Source organism: Azospirillum humicireducens, assembly GCF_001639105.2.
GTDB classification, from domain to species: Bacteria; Pseudomonadota; Alphaproteobacteria; order Azospirillales; family Azospirillaceae; genus Azospirillum; species Azospirillum humicireducens.
Genome location: NZ_CP015285.1, coordinates 1,886,873 through 1,904,335 on the forward strand (window position 1 = coordinate 1,886,873; position 17,463 = coordinate 1,904,335).

General features: G+C 65.8%; 16 protein-coding genes and 1 tRNA gene. 7 read left to right on the forward strand and 10 right to left on the reverse strand.

What is annotated here, in order from left to right; genetic code table 11:
* Nucleotides 1–4: 4 nt before the first annotated feature.
* Nucleotides 5–80, reverse strand: a tRNA-Lys gene (locus tag A6A40_RS08725).
* 240 nt (nucleotides 81–320) lie between these two features.
* On the opposite strand from A6A40_RS08725, the gene A6A40_RS08730 reads away from it, so the two are divergent.
* Nucleotides 321–1,850, forward strand: coding sequence for a class I SAM-dependent methyltransferase (locus A6A40_RS08730; protein ID WP_063635055.1), 1,530 nt, complete (start codon nucleotides 321–323; stop codon nucleotides 1,848–1,850).
* A gap of 34 nt (nucleotides 1,851–1,884) precedes the next feature.
* Here A6A40_RS08730 and hisE read toward each other — a convergent pair whose 3' ends face one another.
* Together hisE and phoU are read right to left on the reverse strand one after the other, a co-directional pair.
* Nucleotides 1,885–2,211 (reverse strand): phosphoribosyl-ATP diphosphatase, encoded by a 327-nt coding sequence (hisE, locus tag A6A40_RS08735; RefSeq protein ID WP_063635056.1) that lies wholly within the window; start codon nucleotides 2,209–2,211, stop codon nucleotides 1,885–1,887.
* Between the two features lie 150 nt (nucleotides 2,212–2,361).
* Nucleotides 2,362–3,069 carry a phosphate signaling complex protein PhoU gene (phoU, locus tag A6A40_RS08740; RefSeq protein WP_063636186.1) on the reverse strand — a complete coding sequence of 236 codons (708 nt, stop codon included), beginning with the start codon at nucleotides 3,067–3,069 and terminating at the stop codon, nucleotides 2,362–2,364.
* 235 nt (nucleotides 3,070–3,304) lie between these two features.
* Here phoU and A6A40_RS08745 point away from each other — a divergent pair, with 235 nt between their 5' ends.
* The 5 genes from A6A40_RS08745 to mrdA all read left to right on the forward strand — a co-directional run bounded on the left by A6A40_RS08745 (nucleotide 3,305) and on the right by mrdA (nucleotide 8,673).
* Complete coding sequence (locus A6A40_RS08745; RefSeq protein ID WP_063635057.1) at nucleotides 3,305–3,844, forward strand: TIGR00645 family protein; 540 nt, start codon at nucleotides 3,305–3,307, stop codon at nucleotides 3,842–3,844.
* Nucleotides 3,845–4,214: 370 nt separating this feature from the next.
* The gene (locus tag A6A40_RS08750) at nucleotides 4,215–5,255 is read left to right on the forward strand and encodes a rod shape-determining protein (protein ID WP_012974729.1); all 1,041 of its coding nucleotides are present in this window, start codon (nucleotides 4,215–4,217) and stop codon (nucleotides 5,253–5,255) included.
* Nucleotides 5,256–5,349: 94 nt separating this feature from the next.
* A complete protein-coding gene (gene mreC / locus A6A40_RS08755) occupies nucleotides 5,350–6,219 on the forward strand; it encodes a rod shape-determining protein MreC (protein ID WP_063635058.1) in 870 nt (289 codons plus the stop codon).
* A 37-nt stretch (nucleotides 6,220–6,256) separates the two neighbouring features.
* Nucleotides 6,257–6,769, forward strand: coding sequence for a rod shape-determining protein MreD (gene mreD / locus A6A40_RS08760; RefSeq protein WP_063635059.1), 513 nt, complete (start codon nucleotides 6,257–6,259; stop codon nucleotides 6,767–6,769).
* Between the two features lie 17 nt (nucleotides 6,770–6,786).
* Entirely contained in the window at nucleotides 6,787–8,673 is a 1,887-nt protein-coding gene (gene mrdA / locus A6A40_RS08765) for a penicillin-binding protein 2 (RefSeq protein WP_063635060.1), read from the forward strand.
* A 108-nt stretch (nucleotides 8,674–8,781) separates the two neighbouring features.
* Here mrdA and ilvC read toward each other — a convergent pair whose 3' ends face one another.
* The 5 genes from ilvC to miaA form a co-directional block, all read right to left on the reverse strand.
* A complete protein-coding gene (gene ilvC / locus A6A40_RS08770) occupies nucleotides 8,782–9,801 on the reverse strand; it encodes a ketol-acid reductoisomerase (RefSeq protein ID WP_063635061.1) in 1,020 nt (339 codons plus the stop codon).
* Between the two features lie 184 nt (nucleotides 9,802–9,985).
* Nucleotides 9,986–10,492 (reverse strand): acetolactate synthase small subunit, encoded by a 507-nt coding sequence (gene ilvN / locus A6A40_RS08775; protein ID WP_063635062.1) that lies wholly within the window; start codon nucleotides 10,490–10,492, stop codon nucleotides 9,986–9,988.
* Between the two features lie 35 nt (nucleotides 10,493–10,527).
* Nucleotides 10,528–12,291 (reverse strand): acetolactate synthase 3 large subunit, encoded by a 1,764-nt coding sequence (locus tag A6A40_RS08780; RefSeq protein ID WP_063635063.1) that lies wholly within the window; start codon nucleotides 12,289–12,291, stop codon nucleotides 10,528–10,530.
* A 325-nt stretch (nucleotides 12,292–12,616) separates the two neighbouring features.
* Entirely contained in the window at nucleotides 12,617–13,828 is a 1,212-nt protein-coding gene (locus tag A6A40_RS08785; protein WP_108546645.1) for an aminotransferase-like domain-containing protein, read from the reverse strand.
* Nucleotides 13,829–13,845: 17 nt separating this feature from the next.
* Nucleotides 13,846–14,844 (reverse strand): tRNA (adenosine(37)-N6)-dimethylallyltransferase MiaA, encoded by a 999-nt coding sequence (gene miaA, locus A6A40_RS08790; protein ID WP_063636188.1) that lies wholly within the window; start codon nucleotides 14,842–14,844, stop codon nucleotides 13,846–13,848.
* 156 nt (nucleotides 14,845–15,000) lie between these two features.
* On the opposite strand from miaA, the gene serB reads away from it, so the two are divergent.
* Entirely contained in the window at nucleotides 15,001–15,894 is an 894-nt protein-coding gene (gene serB, locus A6A40_RS08795; RefSeq protein ID WP_063635064.1) for a phosphoserine phosphatase SerB, read from the forward strand.
* Nucleotides 15,895–15,912: 18 nt separating this feature from the next.
* On the opposite strand, the gene A6A40_RS08800 is transcribed toward serB, so the two are convergent.
* Both A6A40_RS08800 and fabI read right to left on the reverse strand, forming a co-directional pair.
* A complete protein-coding gene (locus tag A6A40_RS08800; RefSeq protein ID WP_063635065.1) occupies nucleotides 15,913–16,323 on the reverse strand; it encodes a bacteriohemerythrin in 411 nt (136 codons plus the stop codon).
* A gap of 183 nt (nucleotides 16,324–16,506) precedes the next feature.
* Complete coding sequence (fabI, locus tag A6A40_RS08805; protein ID WP_063635066.1) at nucleotides 16,507–17,292, reverse strand: enoyl-ACP reductase FabI; 786 nt, start codon at nucleotides 17,290–17,292, stop codon at nucleotides 16,507–16,509.
* Nucleotides 17,293–17,463 lie beyond the last annotated feature (171 nt).

Sequence of the window (17,463 nt, forward strand, 5' to 3'; positions counted from 1 at the left end):
GAGATGGTGGGCGCACAAGGACTCGAACCTTGGACCCGCTGATTAAGAGTCAGCTGCTCTACCAACTGAGCTATGCGCCCATCTCTTGCTGCGGCGAACGTGACTGATATCTTTTCCGAAACCAGCCGACTGTTCATCGCCCCGGCCAAGCCGTTGTCCCGGCCGGTGTGGCGCGGTTTATAACGAAGGCCATTTGACCTGTCGATAGCAAAATCGCACCCCATGTGAATTTTTTGGCGCGCGCTTTTCGGTGGCCGGACTCAGCCCCCGGCGGCTACACCGGCGCTGTCGAAACGGCGTATCGGGAACGGGGGATCAGGATGGGCGGCTGGACCGAAGGCTATGTCGGCGGCATCGACTATATCCGCGCCGTCTATCGCGACTGGTCGCCGGCCATGCTCTGCTTCGCCCTGACGCTGCGCGGTTGGCGTCCGCCGGAGGCGCTGCGTCGCGGTTGCTTCACCATGGCGGAACCGGGATGCGGCCACGGATTGACCAGCGCACTGCTGGCCGGCGCCCTTCCGGCGGCGCGGTTCGAGGCGATGGACTTCAACCCCTCGCACATCGTCGGCGTGCGGCGGCTGGCCGACGATGCCGGGCTCGCCAACGCCACGTTCCTGGAGGAGAGCTTCGCTGAGTATGCGCGGCGCGAGGGGCCGATGCTGGACGTGGTTGCCCTGCATGGGGTCTGGTCCTGGGTGAGCGCCGAGAACCGGGCGGTCCTGCTCGACACGTTGCGCCGCCGGCTGGCACCGGGCGGAGTCGTGTTCGTCAGCTACAATGCCCTGCCCGGCACGCTGGTCCACATGCCGCTGCGCCGCCTGCTGGTGGAACGCTGCGCCGACGGCGACGGCCCCCTGCCCGACCGGATCGCGCGGGCGGTCGAGTTCGCATCGCGGATGGCGGCGCAGGGTGGTGGCTGGTTCGGAGCCACCGACGGCGTGGTGGAGCGGATCGAGCAACTCCGCCACAAATCGCCGAACTACATCGCCCACGAATATCTGAACGGCGACTGGACGGCCTTCTACCATGCCGACGTGGCGCGCGAACTGGCCGCCGCCAAGCTGGAATTCGCCGGCGCGGCCGTGCCGATGGAGCAATTGCACGACCTCAGCCTGTCCCCGGCCCAACAGGCGCTGGCGGCGGAGTCGCAGGATCCCGCACAGGAGGAGACCCTGCGTGACGTGATGACGAACCGCAGCTTCCGCCGTGACCTGTTCGTGAAGGGCGGCGAACGGCTGGGCCGGGCGGAACGGCGTATGTTGCTGGGTGGAACGCGCTTCACACTTCTGGTGGCCGCCGACGACCTGCCGGAGGTCGCCTCCACTCCCGTGGGCCGCCTGCCCTTCCCGCGGGCGCTGTATCGGCCGCTGGGTGAGGCGCTGGCCGAAAGACCGCAGAGCCTCGACGCTTTGCTCGCCTGCCCGGCGCTGGCGGCGCAGGGCGAGGAGGCGGTGCTGCGTGCGCTGACCCTGCTGACCAGCCTGTCTCTGGCGGCGCCGATCATGCCGGAAGACGGATTGTCCGAACGCCAGGCCTCCAGCGACCGCTTCAATGCCGCGGTTCTGGACCGCCACCGTTTCGGCGACACGCCGGGTCAGCTCGCTTCGGCACTTCTGGGGGCGGGGGTTCCGGTGTCCAGGATCGAGGCGCTGTTCCTGCTGGCCGCCCGGTTGGAGGAGGAACCTGCCGCCTTCGCCTGGCGCCACCTCTCCGCCGACGGACTCAGGCTTGGCCGCGACGGTGAGCGATTCGAGGGCGACGAGGCCAACCGGGCGGAGTTGGACCGCCGGCATGCAGCCTTCGCGCAGCGGCGGCTGCCGCTGCTGAAGAGGTTGGGCGTGGCTTGAAGAACTGGCCCGGATCGACTCCCCCGGCACACACTCAGCGCTCTGCGACCGCTTTCGGCAGCTTCTCGGCGATGCCGTAGAGCGCTTCGCGCCGCCGGATTTCGGCGAACACGTCGTCCGGGTGGATGTTCAGGGTCGCCCAGAGGACGGACAGGTTGTACAGCAGGTCGGCACTTTCGTTGATGACCCCCTGGCGATCCTCGTTCATGGCGTCCAGCGCCACCTCCACCGCCTCCTCGCCGACCTTCTTGGCAATCTTCTTCGGACCGGCGGCGATCAGCCGGGCGGTCTTGGATTCCGCCGGGTCCATCTGCTGGCGGTCGAGGATGGCGGCATAGAGGCGGATCAGATCGTCGGTCATCAGGAAGGCTATGTCTCGTCTACGGGAGGGAACGGCATCCCGTTAACGTGATCTCTCCGCAACGGAAATACCATCCCCCATCGGCCCGGCTCCAGGCCGAACGATCGCCTTACGCCTTGCGGCGACGCCCCCTGGCCTCAGATCAGGACCTCAGCCGGCGGGATCATAGGAATGGTCCGCCTTCGGACGTTCCTCCAGCAGGGTCTGGCCGGTGCTGACGAAATACACGACCTCGGCGATGTTGGTGGCGTGGTCGCCGATGCGTTCCAGGTTCTTGGCGATCATCATCAGGTGCATGTGCGCCATGAACCGGTCCGGCGCCGCCAGGGCAGACCGTTCCACTTCCGCAACAAGGCTGGTGTACAGCGCATCCACCTCGTCGTCGCTGCGCCAGATGCGCAGGGCCGCCTCGCTGTCGCTGTCGACATAGGCGTCGACCACGGAGCTCAGCCGCTCCCGCACCAGACGGCCGAGCTGCGGGAGACCCGACACGGAGGCAGTGTCGCCCAGGCTGAAGATGGCGGCCGCGCGCTTGGCCGTGTTGGCGGCATGGTCGCCGATCCGCTCCAGATTGCCGGCGATCTTCAGCGCCGCCACGACTTCCCGCAGATCGTCGGCAACCGGCTGGCGCAGGGCCAGCAGGCGCATGCAGTGCGCTTCGATGTCGTGCTCGAAGGAGTCGAGTCGCGCATCCGACTCGACGATTTCGCGCGCCAGATCGGGATTGCGCTGGGCCAGACAGGTCATTGCCTGGTCGATCTGCGTCTCCGCAGCGCCGGCCATCTGCACGATGGCGGATTTCATCCGCTTCAGCGCGTCCTCGAACGCGGACACGATGTGCGGAGCGGAGGTCTTCATGGTCGCCATACCCTTCCCGGCGGTCTCATCACAAGACGGCACCATAGCGCCCGGACGTTACGGTAAGATGACAATGCCTATGACGACTGGGCCTATGACGACTGGGCCCATGACGACCGGATGTTCCGCCCCTCTCCGCACGACGAATGAAATGCCCGATTGATTTTGCGGCGCAGCATTGCGACACATCCACCGTCTCCGCCTTTTCCCCAATCAACAACGTGCCGACCCTGCCATGATCGAACGCCGCTTCGAACAGATCATCTTTGCCAGCCGCTGGCTGCTTGCCCCGTTCTATCTCGGGCTCGTGGTCTCGCTGGGGGCCCTTCTGGTGAAGTTCACCCAGGAAATCCTGCACATCATTCCGCATGTGCTCGACATGAGCGAGAAAGACGTGCTTCTGGCCGTACTGACGCTGATCGACCTGTCCTTCGCCGGCAATCTTCTGCTGATGGTGATCTTCGCCGGATACGAGAACTTCGTCTCGAAGATCGACGTGGCCAATCACGAAGACCGGCCGGACTGGATGGGAAAGGTGGATTTCGGCGGATTGAAGCTGAAACTGATCGCCTCAATCGTCGCCATATCCGGAATTCATCTGCTGAAGGCCTTCATGAATCTGGCCCAGACCTCGAAGGAGGAGCTGATGTGGCTGGTCATCATCCACATGACCTTCGTGTTGTCAGGCGTCCTGCTGGCTTTCATGGACCGGTTGGAGGGCCACCACACCCCCGCGGCCAAGCCGACCGGCATGCCCGAAGGCGGGCATCACTGAAAATCTCCACGGATTGGCGGCCAATTGCCCGTTGCAGCGCAACATGCTTCGGACTAGACACTGAATGGTCAAACCGGTGGACAGGCTATCGGCAGATCAGGATGAAGTTGACCGCAGGGACCGGACCGCAAGAGCTCGGTCGTTGACGGAAAATTAACCCTGATCCGCCAGTTTCGCCATCAACAGACACCGCAAGAGGCGGCGGGCGCCGGCCACCGGAGCCCGCTTTCGCGACACGGGTCACGCCTGCCGGGCGCACTCTCCGCTTGAGCGTGCGGACGCATTCGACTATGGAACCGTCGGCGGGCATGCTATGCCAGTCTCCGCCGGTTCGGCCGTCTCAACCGCTTTGATAGAGTTCGTCAGCTCCATGCTCTCCAAACTGCTGGGCGTTCTGTCCGCCGACATGGCGATCGATCTGGGGACGGCCAACACCCTGGTCTATGTCAAGGGTCGCGGCATCGTCCTGAACGAGCCGTCGGTCGTGGCCATCGCCAACGTCCGCGGCAAGAAGCAGGTTCTCGCCGTCGGTGACGAGGCGAAGATGATGCTCGGCCGAACCCCAGGCAACATCCAGGCCATCCGGCCGCTCCGCGACGGCGTCATCGCCGATTTCGAAGTCGCGGAGGAAATGATCAAGCATTTCATCCGCAAGGTTCACAACCGCCGCAGCTTCGCCAGCCCGCAGGTCATCATCTGCGTGCCGTCGGGCTCGACTGCGGTGGAACGCCGTGCGATCCAGGAATCGGCGGAGGCCGCAGGCGCCCGCCGCGTCTTCCTGATCGAGGAGCCGATGGCCGCCGCGATCGGCGCCGGGCTTCCGGTGACGGAGCCGACGGGTTCGATGGTCGTCGACATCGGCGGCGGCACCACCGAGGTGGCCGTGCTGTCGCTGGGCGGCATCGTCTATTCGCGGTCGGTTCGCGTCGGCGGCGACAAGATGGACGAGGCCATCATCGGCTACATCCGCCGCAGCCACAATCTGCTGGTCGGCGAAGGCTCGGCCGAGCGGATCAAGAAGGAAATCGGCTCCGCCTGCCCGCCCGAGGACGGCGAGGGCCGCATCCTCGAGATCAAGGGCCGCGACCTGATGAACGGCGTGCCCAAGGAACTGATCATCTCCGAACGGCAGATCGCCGAGTCGCTGGCCGAACCCGTTTCGGCCATCGTCGAGGCGGTGAAGGTGGCGCTGGAGCACACCGCTCCGGAACTGGCCGCCGACATCGTCGACAAGGGCATCGTGCTGACCGGCGGCGGCGCCCTGCTGGGCAACCTGGACTTCGTCCTGCGCCATGCCACCGGCCTGCCCGTGTCGATCGCAGACGATCCTCTCTCCTGCGTGGCGCTCGGCACCGGCCGCGCGCTTGAGGAGATGAAGACGCTGCGAAACGTCTTGGTCAGCGCTTACTGATTGGTGTATCCCTGATTGGAAGGCCTCCGGTCCGCGCCCCCCTTCGGGGCGGTGAGGGCCGGAGACGGACCGCGTATCTGGACGGGAATTTCCTGTGAAGTCACGCTCATCCGGCTCCGTCATCCGCCTTGCCGCACCTTTGCGGGCCCTCGCGCAGCGTTTCTCCTTCCTCCTGCTCGTCCTGGCCTCCATCGCGCTGATGATGGTCGGTAAGATCGAATCGGTGTCGGTGGACAGTGCCCGCGCCCGCGTGACAGACGCCTTCGCCCCGATCCTCGACGCCATTTCCCGCCCTGCCGCGACCGCCGCCCGCGTTGTCGAGTCGGTGGTGGAGGTTGAGAACGCCTTCGACGAGAACCAGCGGCTGAAGGCCGAGAATGCCCGGCTGCTGCAGTGGAAGCAGGCGGCCTTGCGGCTGGAGGCGGAGAACAACAGCCTGCGCAGCCTGCTGCGCGTCCGTCCGGAGCCTTCCGTCAACTACATCGCCGCCCGCGTCATCGCGACTCCCGGAAGTTCCTTCGTCCGCACGCTGGTTGTGACCGCCGGCAAGCGCGACGGGGTGCGCAAGGGACAGGCGGCGCTGGCAGGCGCCGGTCTGGTGGGCCGGGTGATCGAGGTCGGCGAATGGTCGTCCCGCATCCTGCTGCTGACCGACATCAATGCCCGTGTCCCGGTGGTGCTGGCCAACACGCGCCAGCGCGCCATCCTGGCCGGCGACAATTCCGACCAGGCCAAGCTTCTCTATCTGCCGCCGGAGTCGCCGATCCAGGTCGGCGAGCAGGTGGTGACCTCGGGCGACGGCGGCCTCTTCCCCTCCGGCCTCCCGGTCGGCGTGGTGACCGCGGTCAGCGAGCGCGGTGTGCGCGTGCTGCCCAGCGCCGACCTGTCGCGGATCGAGCATCTGCGCCTGGTGGATTTCGGACTGCCCGGCACCGACCTGGACCCGTCGCCGGAGTGGAAGTGAGCAGGTCCGACAGCGTCCCGGCGGAAAGGCCGCCGGCATGACGGCCACCTTCTGGCAACGGGTCGACAAGGCGGGACGCAACCTGGCGCCCTTCGCCGTCACCGTCATGATGGTGCTGGTCGGCATGATCCCGGTGCCGGTGCCGGGCTACGCTCCGGTCGCGCCGAACCTGACGCTGCTCTCCGTCTATTACTGGACCATCCACAGACCTGACCTGATGCGTCCGGGGGTGGCCTTTCTGATCGGGCTGCTGCAGGATTTCCTGATCGGCGGTCCGCTGGGCGTCAATGCGCTGCTGCTTGTCGTGGTGCAGTGGGCGATGCTGAACCAGCGCCGGGTGTTCCTGGCCAGCACCTTCGCGCTGCTGTGGTTCGGCTTTACCCTGGTGATGGCCGGCGCGGTGATCCTGCAATGGCTTGCCTTCTCCGCGCTGGATGCGGCGGCGTTGTCGATCCTGCCGGCGCTGTTCCAGGGCTTGCTGACGGTGGCGGTGTTTCCTGCGGTGGGTTGGCTGCTGATCCGCGTCCACCGCGCGTTCTTGAACGGGTAAAGGGTCCCGGCGGTTTCATGAGTTCGATCGATCGCGACACCGACCGCTCCCGCCTGCTGGCGCGCCGCGCCCTGGTGCTGGGCGGAATCAAGCTGGCCGGCCTGTCCGCGCTGGTCGGTCGACTCTATTACCTGCAGGTCGTCGAGTCGGCGCGCTACACCATGCTGGCGGAAGAGAACCGCATCAGCCTGCGGCTGATCGCCCCGTCGCGCGGCACCATCGTCGACCGCTTCGGCGTGCCGCTGGCGGTGAACCAGCAGAACTACCGGGTCGTCGTGGTATCGGAGCGCACCCACAACATCCAGGAGACGCTCGACAAAATCTCCCGCATCGTGCCGTTGACCGACGGCGACCGCCGCCGGGTGCTGCGCGAACTGCACCGCAAGCGCCGCTTCGTGCCGGTCACGGTGCGCGAGAACCTGACCTGGGAGCAGGTGGCGACGCTGGAGACCAACACCCCCGATCTGCCCGGCGTGTCGATCGAGGTGGGCGAGTTGCGCCATTACCCGCAGGCGGAGGCGACCGCCCATATCCTGGGCTATGTCGGCGCAGTGTCGGAAGCGGAGCTCAGCGGCAACAGCGATCCGGTGCTGTCCCTTCCCGGCTTCCGCATCGGCAAGGCCGGCATCGAGAGGTATCACGAGAAGGTTCTGCGCGGCACTGCCGGCACCAGCCAGTTGGAGGTCAACGCGGTCGGCCGCGTCATCCGCGAACTGTCGCGCGACGAGGGGCAGTCGGGCCGCGAGATCCAGCTGACCATCGACATGACGCTGCAACGCTTCGTGCAGGAACGCCTGTCGAAGGAGGTCAGTGCGTCGGCGGTGGTGATGGACGTGCACACCGGCGGCATCTATGCGCTGAGTTCCCATCCCAGCTACGATCCCAACCAGTTCACCATGGGCATCAGCGCCGAGCTGTGGGAGGAGCTGCTGTCCAACCAGGCGACGCCGCTGAACAACAAGGCCGTGGTCGGCCAATATCCGCCGGGCTCCACCTTCAAGATGATGGCCGCTCTGGCGGCTCTGGAGTCGGGGCTCGTCAGCAGCCGGCACACCGTCTTCTGCCCCGGCCACATGGAGCTGGGCGACCATCGCTTCCATTGCTGGAAGCGCGGCGGCCATGGCACGGTCGATTTCGTCGGCGCACTGCGTCATTCCTGCGACGTCTTCTTCTACGATGTGTCGCGCCGCATCGGCATCGACCGCATCGCCGAGATGTCCAACCGTTTCGGCCTGGGCGCCCGTACCGGAATCGACCTGCCGCACGAGCGCGCCGGGCTGATGCCCTCCATCGCCTGGAAGAAGGCGACGCTGGGCAAGGGTTGGGACATGGGCGAGACGCTGGTCGCCTCCATCGGCCAGGGTTATGTGCTGGCGACACCGCTTCAGCTGGCGGTAATGACCTGTCGGCTTGCCAATGGCGGCTATGCGGTCAAGCCGCACCTGACCAAGCAGATCAAGACCGTCAGCGGCGAACAGACCGCCTGGCCCAGCATCGGCGTGAAGAAGGAGAATCTCGACATCGTCCTGCGCGGCATGAACGAGGTGACCAACGCGCCCAACGGCACCGCCTTCAAGTCGCGCATCACCGAGGTCGGCTACGAGATGGCCGGCAAGACCGGCTCCGCCCAGGTCCGCCGCATCACCATGGCGGAGCGCACCTCCGGCGTGAAAAAGAACGAGGATCTGCCCTGGCGCGAACGTGACCACGCCCTGTTCGTCGCCTTCGCCCCGGTTCAGGCGCCGCGCTATGCCTGCGCAGTCTTCGTCGAGCATGGCGGCGGCGGATCCACAGCGGCGGCGCCGATCGCCCGCGACATCCTGCTGGAAACCCAGAAGCGCGACCCTGGCCGCGCCGCCGTCGCCGAAACCCCGCCGACCAATCTTGGGGAGCCGCGGGGGTAGGCTTCCCCTGTGGTTCCCCCCTTCCCCGTCCCTCCGACCGCTTCCCAAAAGAAAAGCGCGCCCCCGAAGGGACGCGCTTTCCAACAAACCGGCCTGGCTTTCGCCGGATCAGTTCTTCGACTTGTCGACCAGACGGCGCTCGGCAATCCACGGCATCATGGCGCGGAGCTTCTCGCCGACCTTCTCGATCTCATGCTCGGCGTTGCGGCGGCGGATCGCCTTGAAGGACGGCTGGCCGGCCTTGCACTCCAGCATCCAGTCGCGGACGAAGCGGCCTTCCTGGATGTCGGTCAGGACGCGCTTCATCTCGGCCTTGGTCTCGGCGGTGATGATGCGCGGGCCGGTGCGGTAGTCGCCGTATTCGGCCGTGTTGGAGATCGAGTAGCGCATGTTGGCCATGCCGCCCTCGTACATCAGGTCGACGATCAGCTTCACTTCGTGCAGGCACTCGAAGTAGGCCATCTCAGGGGCGTAGCCCGCTTCGACCAGCGTCTCGTAGCCGGCGCGGATCAGCTCGGTCAGGCCGCCGCAGAGCACGGCCTGCTCACCGAACAGGTCGGTCTCGCACTCTTCCTTGAAGGTGGTCTCGATGATGCCGGCGCGGCCGCCGCCATTGGCCGAGGCGTAGGACAGGGCGATGTCCAGCGCGTTGCCCGAGGCGTTCTGGTGAACGGCGACCAGCGACGGCACGCCGCCGCCACGCTGGTATTCGCTGCGCACGGTGTGGCCGGGGCCCTTCGGCGCGATCATGAACACGTCGAGGTCGGCGCGCGGCTCGATCAGGTTGAAGTGGACGTTCAGGCCGTGGGCGAAGGCCAGGGCGGCGCCCTGCTTCATGTTCGGGGCCAGATCGTCCTTGTACAGGTCGGCCTGCAGCTCGTCCGGGGTCAGAACCATCACGACGTCGGCCCAGGCGGCGGCTTCGGCCGGGGTCATCACGGTGAAGCCGGCGGTCTCGGCCTTCTTGATGGTGGCCGAACCCGGGCGGAGCGCGATCCGCACGTCCTTCACGCCGCTGTCACGCAGGTTGTGAGCGTGGGCGTGGCCCTGGCTGCCGTAGCCGACGATGACGACCTTCTTGCCCTTGATCAGGTTGACGTCGGCATCACGATCGTAATAGACGCGCATGGAGATGGTTCCTTGAATTCGCAACGAACGAAGACAGACTGCGTTTCCTGCGGCGGATTACTCCATTGAGCAAAGCCGCCCGTCAAGGGAAACAATCGCTCGATGGAGCGGCAAAATGCAAAGCATCCTTGCGTTTTTGCCGCCCCAATCTTGCTCAGTATGAGTTTCTAAGGGCCTGGCGGCTTCAGAACGCCGCCGGCCCCTTCGACATGGCGACGACGCCGGTGCGGCTGGCTTCCACCAGGCCGAGCTGGGTCATCAAACCAACAAAATCGTCGACCTGTTCGGTGGTCCCGGTCAGCTCGAAAACAAAGCTGGTGAGCGTCGCGTCCACCACCTTCGCCTTGAAGATGTCGGCGAGGCGCAGCGCCTCGATTCGCTTGTCGCCGGTGCCGGCCACCTTGACCAGAGCCAGTTCGCGCTCCACCGACGGACCTTCGTCGGTCAGGTCATGGACCCGGTGGACCGGAACCAGCCGGCCCAGCTGCGCCTTGATCTGCTCGATGATCATCCGGGTGCCGGAGGTGACCAGCGTGATGCGCGACAGGTGGTCGGCGTTGTTCACCTCCGCCACCGTCAGGCTTTCGATGTTGTAGCCGCGGCCAGAGAACAATCCGATGACGCGGGCAAGGACGCCCGGCTCGTTGTCCACCAGCACGGCGATGGTGTGCTTTTCGATCGCGTTTTCCATGAGACCCGTCTCCCCGTTCGTTCGTCGTCAGCCGATCAGACCAGCACCATGCCGTCTTCCGGCGTGGCGTCGGACGGGCTGTCGTCCGGACCGAACAGGATCTCGTTGTGGGCCTTGCCGCCCGGAATCATCGGGAAGCAGTTCTCCTTCGGATCGACGGCGATGTCGATGATGCAGGGACGGTCGGTGACCGTCAGCATCTTCTCGATCACCTGATCGACCTCGGCCACCGTGGTGGCGCGCAAGCCCACGCAGCCCCAGGATTCCGCCAGCTTCACGAAGTCCGGCAGGGCTTCCGAGTAGCTCTGGGAATAGCGCGAGCCATGCAGCAGTTCCTGCCACTGGCGCACCATGCCCATATACTGGTTGTTCAGGATGAAGATCTTGACCGGCGCGCGGTACTGCACGGCGGTGCCGATCTCCTGCATGTTCATCAGGAAGCTGGCCTCGCCCGACACGTCCACCACGATGGCGTCCGGGTGGGCCAGCTGGGCGCCGATGGCGGCCGGCAGGCCGTAGCCCATGGTGCCGAGCCCGCCCGAGGTCAGCCAGCGGTTCGGCTGGTCGAAGGGCAGGAACTGCGCGGCCCACATCTGGTGCTGGCCGACTTCCGTCGTGATGTAGTGATCCTTGCCGCGCAGAGCCTCGCGCAGGCGCTCCAGCGCGTACTGCGGCTTGATGACCGATTCGGTGCGGTTGTAGTTCAGGCAGTTGCGGGCGCGCCAGCCGTCGATCCTGCCCCACCACTCCTTCAGCGCGGCCTTGTCCGGCGACTTGGCGCGCGCCTTCCAGATGCGCAACATGTCTTCCAGCACCGCGCCGCAGTCGCCGACGATGGGGATGTCGACCGCAACGTTTTTGTTGATCGAGCTCGGGTCGATGTCGACATGGATCTTCTTGGATCCCGGCGAGAAGGCCGACAGCTTGCCGGTGACGCGGTCGTCGAAGCGGGCGCCGATGTTGATCATGACGTCGCATTCGTACATGGCGAGGTTCGCCTCGTACGTGCCGTGCATGCCGAGCATGCCGAGCCACTGGCTTTCGGACGCGGGGAAGGCGCCAAGCCCCATCAGGGTGGAGGTGATCGGAAATCCGGTGGCCTTGACGAACTGGGTCAGCAGCTTCGCCGCAAAGGGGCCGGCGTTGATGACACCGCCGCCGGTGTAGAAGACAGGCCGCTTGGCGTTGGCGATCAGCTCCACCGCCTCTTCGATGCGGGCCATCTCCGGCTTCACCTGCGGACGGTAGGTCTTGTGCTTGACCTCCGCCGGCGGGACATAGGTGCCGTCGGCGAACTGCACATCCTTCGGGATGTCGACCAGCACCGGGCCGGGACGGCCGCTGCGCGCGACATAGAAGGCCTCGTGCAGGGTGCGGGCCAGATTGTCGACGTCCTTCACCAGATAATTGTGCTTGGTGCAGGGACGGGTGATGCCAGTGGTGTCGGCTTCCTGGAAGGCGTCGTTGCCGATCAGGTGGGTCGGCACCTGCCCCGACAGGCAGACGAGCGGAATGCTGTCGCACAGCGCATCCAGCAGGCCGGTCACCGCGTTGGTGGCGCCGGGGCCGGAGGTCACCAGCACGCAGCCGACCTTGCCGGTCGAGCGCGCATAGCCCTCGGCCGCGTGAACCGCGGCCTGCTCGTGGCGTACAAGGACATGCTTCAGGTCGTTCTGCTGGAACAGCGCGTCGTAGATGGGAAGTACGGCGCCGCCGGGATAGCCGAAGATGATGTCAACGCCCTGATCCTTCAGGGCCTTGATGACGATCTGGGCGCCGGTCAGCTTCTGTTCGGACATCGCTCACGACCTTCTCATGTGGGCGCCTCCTCTAGGGCACCCGGTTCCTTGGGAACACCAACCTTGCCGGGTGGGGATGCCGTTCAGAACAACGGCTTAGCCCCGATGGCGTGTGCTGGGAGCGGCAAATTAGTCAATTCATCCGTCATAGGTCAACCCAATTCGCGAATGTTCGCAAAGTTTTTTTGCCGCAGTTTTTCCAATTGTTGCGCGCCCGTTGGAGGTGGCGATCCTGTCCGGTTTCAGCCTGCCGCAAACGTGAACGGCGGCCGCACCGAAGCGCGGCCGCCGTTCGGAAGAAACGACGACTGGGAAGGACGAACCGTCAGGCAGCGGTCTTCAACAGGCCGCACAGCCGGCGGATGCCCTCGCGGATCTGGGCCGGCTTGGTGACGGAGAAAGCGAGGCGCAGCGTGTTCTTGCCCGACCGGTCGGCATGGAAGGCCGAGCCGGGGACAAAGGCGACATTGGCCTCCTTGATGGCGCGGGCCAGCAGTTCGGTGCCGTCGACGCCCTCCGGCGCCTCGATCCAGACGAACAGTCCGCCTTCCGGCTTGGTCCAGGTGACGCCCGGCGGGGCGAACTCATCCAGTGCCGCCAGCATGGCGTCGCGGCGCTCCTTGTACTGGGTGCGCAGCAGCTTGATGTGGCTGTCGAAGATCTGCGAAACGACGTCGTGCATGACGATCTGGTTGATCGTGCTGGCATGCAGGTCGGCGGCCTGCTTCATCAGCACCAGCCGGTTCACCACCTCGGGCGCGGCATTGACCCAGCCGACGCGCATCGCCGGCACCATCGTCTTGGAGAAGGTGCCGCCGAAGATGACGTTGGTCAGCTTGCCGCCGTTGCGCTCGCAATCCAGCGCCGCCAGCAGCGGCAGTTGTTCGCCGTCATAGCGCAGCTCGCAATAGGCGGTGTCCTCGATCACCGGCACGCCGGCCGCCTCGCAGGCGTCCAGGATGGCGTGACGGCGGGCCAGCGTCACCGTGGTGCCGTTCGGGTTCTGGAAGTCGGGAACGAGATAGAAGAACTTCGGCTTCTGCGCCAGCGCCTCGGTCAGCGCCGTCATCTCCGGCCCTTCCTCGTCCATCGGGATCGAGAGATAGGTCGGCTCATAGGGCGAGAAGGCCTGGAGCGCGCCGAGATAGGTCGGACGGGTCACGACGATCTTGTCGCCGGGGCCGATCAGCAACTTGCCGACGAACTCCAGCACCTGCTGCGAACCATTGGTGATGAGAACGCCGTCCAGCCCGATGTTGACGCCCTTGCCGCCCATATAGTCGCAGATCCATTCCCGCAGCGGCGTGTAGCCTTCGGTGATGGAATATTGCAGGGCGGCGCCGGCACCGGAATTGGACTGGAAGATCTTCTCATAGGCCCGCGCGATGGCCGCATTCGGGAACAGATCCGGGTCGGGAATACCACCGGCGAAGGAGATGATCTCCGGACGGTCGATCAGCTTCAGCAGTTCCCGGATTTCGGACGCCGTCATGCCGCCCACGCGGCCCGCGAACACATGACCCCAATCAACCGACACGGTGCTTCTCCTTCGGATCAGTAATTTAGTATCGTTCTCAGGCGGTCGAGCATTGCATTTCGTACCGCAAGCGAACAAGGCAGATCGATGGTATGGCAGCTATGCTGTCCTGTATGACTTACCAGCATATCGGGTGTTTTGCCAACAATCTGATGACGGAACCACGTAACCTGCCGTTTGGCATAGCGGCGGGTCGATTGCTGGGCCAGCGCGACGGCCTCGTCCAGCGGGATTTCGCCGTGCAGGACACGGCGCAGTTCGGGCACTCCCAAGGCCTTCAGCACCGGCAGGTCGGCGGCGAGCCCCTGCTCTCGGGCGAGGGCGTCCAATCGCCGCACCTCCTCCAACGCACCCTGCTCCATCATCCGATCGAAACGCCTGTCGCACTGGGCATAGAGGTCTGCCCGCGGCGGGTCGAGAACGATGACGGTGAAGCGCAGTTCCTCCGGCGCCCCCTGGGCGGTCTGGCTCTGCCAGTGGGACAGCGGATGGCCGGTGGCCTCCAGCACCTCCCAGGCGCGGGTCAGTCGGGTGGTGTCGCCGGGGCTCAGCTTGGCCGATGCCGGGTCGCGGGCGACCAGCTCGGCACGGAATGCGTCGCCGCCGATCGAGGCCAGCCGGGCATGGGCGGCGGCGCGAACCTCGTCCGCGATCGGCGGCACCTCGCTCAAGCCCTGCATCAGCGCGCGCAGATAGAGACCGGTTCCGCCGACCACCACGGGCAGCCGCCCCTCTGCCTTGGCCGCATCGATCTCCGCCAGCGCCAGGTCGCGCCAGCGCGCCGCCGACCCGCGCTCCGCCGCCGGCAGCACGCCATAGAGACGGTGCGGCGCCCGCGCCAGATCCTCGGCCGGCGGGCGGGCGGTCAGCACGTCCAGATCGGCGTAGAGCTGCATGCTGTCGGCGTTGATGACGGTGCCGTCGAACGCCTCGGCGACGGCGAGCGCCAGTCCCGACTTGCCCGACGCAGTCGGGCCGCCGATGACGATGACGTCGGTGATGGAAGTTGGCGCCATGCTGATCGTTTCCCTGCGCATTGCCCCCTTGCATGGCGTCCCGGCGTCCACATTGCAACACCCAAGCGCGCGCCTGCGCCGAAGCTTCGTTGGACCCGGCTCCCCGCCTGTGGTAGGCAGCGCGCAAAGGCCCTCTTCTCCTCGGGATGCCCGCCGATGAACGCCGTCGCCACGCTGATCGCCCCCCGCACCGCCACGCTCGACGAGTCCGCCGTCCAGACCGCCAAGGCGGCGCTTGTCGGGCTGGGCGCCGATGCGGGGGCGCCGGATTGGCTGGCCCCCGGCACCGCCTGCGACCTGCCCTTCGGCAACCTCGCTCCGGAACAGGCGGAAGCGGCGATCCGCCATGCGCTGACAGGCGTAACGCTGGACATCGTCGCCCAACCGGCGGTGACCCGGCGCAAGCGGCTGCTGGTCGCCGACATGGAATCGACGATCATCGAGCAGGAGATGCTGGATGAACTCGGCGACTATGTCGGGCTGAAGGACCACATCGCCGCCATCACCGCCCGCGCCATGAATGGCGAGATCGACTTCAAGGACGCGGTGCGCGAGCGCGTCGCCCTGCTGAAGGGTCTCAAGGAAACGGTGATCGACGAGGTGTGGCAACGCGCCACCCTGATGCCGGGGGCGGCCCAGCTGGTCGGCACCATGCGGGCCAACGGCGCCGTCTGCGTCCTGGTGTCTGGCGGCTTCCGCTGCTTCACCGGCCGGGTGCGCAGCTGGATCGGCTTCGACGACGACCGCGGCAACGATCTGGAGGTGGTCGACGGCGTGATGACCGGCGCTGTGATCGAGCCGATCCTGGACAAGGACAGCAAGCTGCAGGCGCTGATGGCCTATGCCGGCGAACACCGCGTGCCGATGGCGGAGACCATGGCCGTCGGCGACGGTGCCAACGACCTGCCGATGCTGCTGTCCGCCGGGCTCGGCGTCGCCTTCCATGCCAAGGCGGTCGTCGCCGCCGAAGCCCGCGCCCGCGTCGACCACGGCGACCTGACCGCCCTGCTCTACGCCCAGGGCTATCGGGCGACGGAGTTCGTTGGATAAGCGCCCGCCCCTATCCGCTCACGCCCAGACTCCGCGCACATAAGGCGTGAGCTGCGTGTCCATCAGGATGATGTGGCGGACCAGCCAGTCGGCGGTGAATTTGTACAGCTTCTCTGCGTTCTCGTGGGTGGGTTCGATGGAGAAACGGTTGGACAATTCGCTGACCATCTTGACCGCCGCGCGGTGCATGGCGACGTGCTCCTCGAATTTCGGGTAATGCACGATCTGCATGATCCGCTCCTCTCGGGCGAAATGCTCCTTGGTGTATTCCAGCAGCTTGACCAGAATCTTCGCAACGCGAACCGGCTGGAACCGCGGGGCGGCCAGCGCTGCGTCGAGTTCATTCAGATACTCGATCAGATGCTTGTGATCGTCGTCGATGGCCGGCTGGCCGACGCTCAACTGCCGTCGCCATGTGATGGCGCCCATGACCTTGCCGCCTCCCCCAGTACCGGCACCCCGTTTCGGCGGATTATGGCTGGTGCTACCACCGCACCCAAACAGTCGGGACGTCACACGGCAATTTGACGCACCTTGGAGAGGCGTTCCAAACGGATCGGGGCGGATGCGTCGCCGCACCCGCCCCGTTCTTCAACCGTAAATCCGCCGGCCTCAGCCGATGATGGAATAACCGCAATCGACATAGGTGGTGTCGCCGGTGATGCCCTTGGCGCCGTCGGTGGCGAGGAAGGCCGTGGTGTAGCCGACCTCCTCGATGGTCACCAGACGGCCTTCCGGCGCGCGCTCGGCGGCCTTGTCCATCAGCTCGTCGAAATGGGCGATGCCGGAGGCGGCGCGGGTCTTGATCGGGCCGGGGGAGATGGCGTGGACACGGATGCCCTTCGGGCCGAGTTCAGCCGCCAGATAGCGCACGCTGGCTTCCAGCGCGGCCTTGACCGGACCCATGACGCCGTAATTGTCGATGACGCGGTTGGCGCCGAAATAGGACATGGTGAACAGCGAGCCGCCGTCCTTCATCAGCGGCTCCGCATACTTGGCCATGCGGATGAAGGAATGGCAGGAGACGTCCATCGCCTGCTGGAAGCCCTCGCGCGAGCAATCGACGACGCGGCCGTGCAGATCCTCCTTCGGTGCGAAGGCGATGCTGTGCAGCGCGAAGTCCAGCTTGCCCCACTTTTCGCCGATCTTGTCGAACATGGCCTTCAGCTGGCCTTCGCCGGTGACGTCCACCGGTTCGAAGATCTCGGCTTCCAGTTGCTGGGCCAGCGGCTCGACGAAGCGCTTGGCCTTGTCGTTCAGATAGCTGACCGCGAGGTCGGCGCCCAGCGCGCGGAAGGCGCGGGCGCAGCCCCAGGCGATCGACTGGTCGTTGGCGATGCCAAGGACGAGCCCCTTCTTGCCTTCAAGCGTGGCGGCGGCGGGAATGATCGTGGTCATGGCGGACGGTCCTGCGGTCGGTGTGACGGGAGGAGCGGCCGCAACGCTGGCGGCCTTTTCGCCGGGCAAGGGCGCGCGGCGTTCCTTGTGCAGTGCACCATAAACCGATCGCAGCGGACCCGCAACATGTAATGAAGGCAATTCGCACCTGCATTCCAATCATCGTGCAGC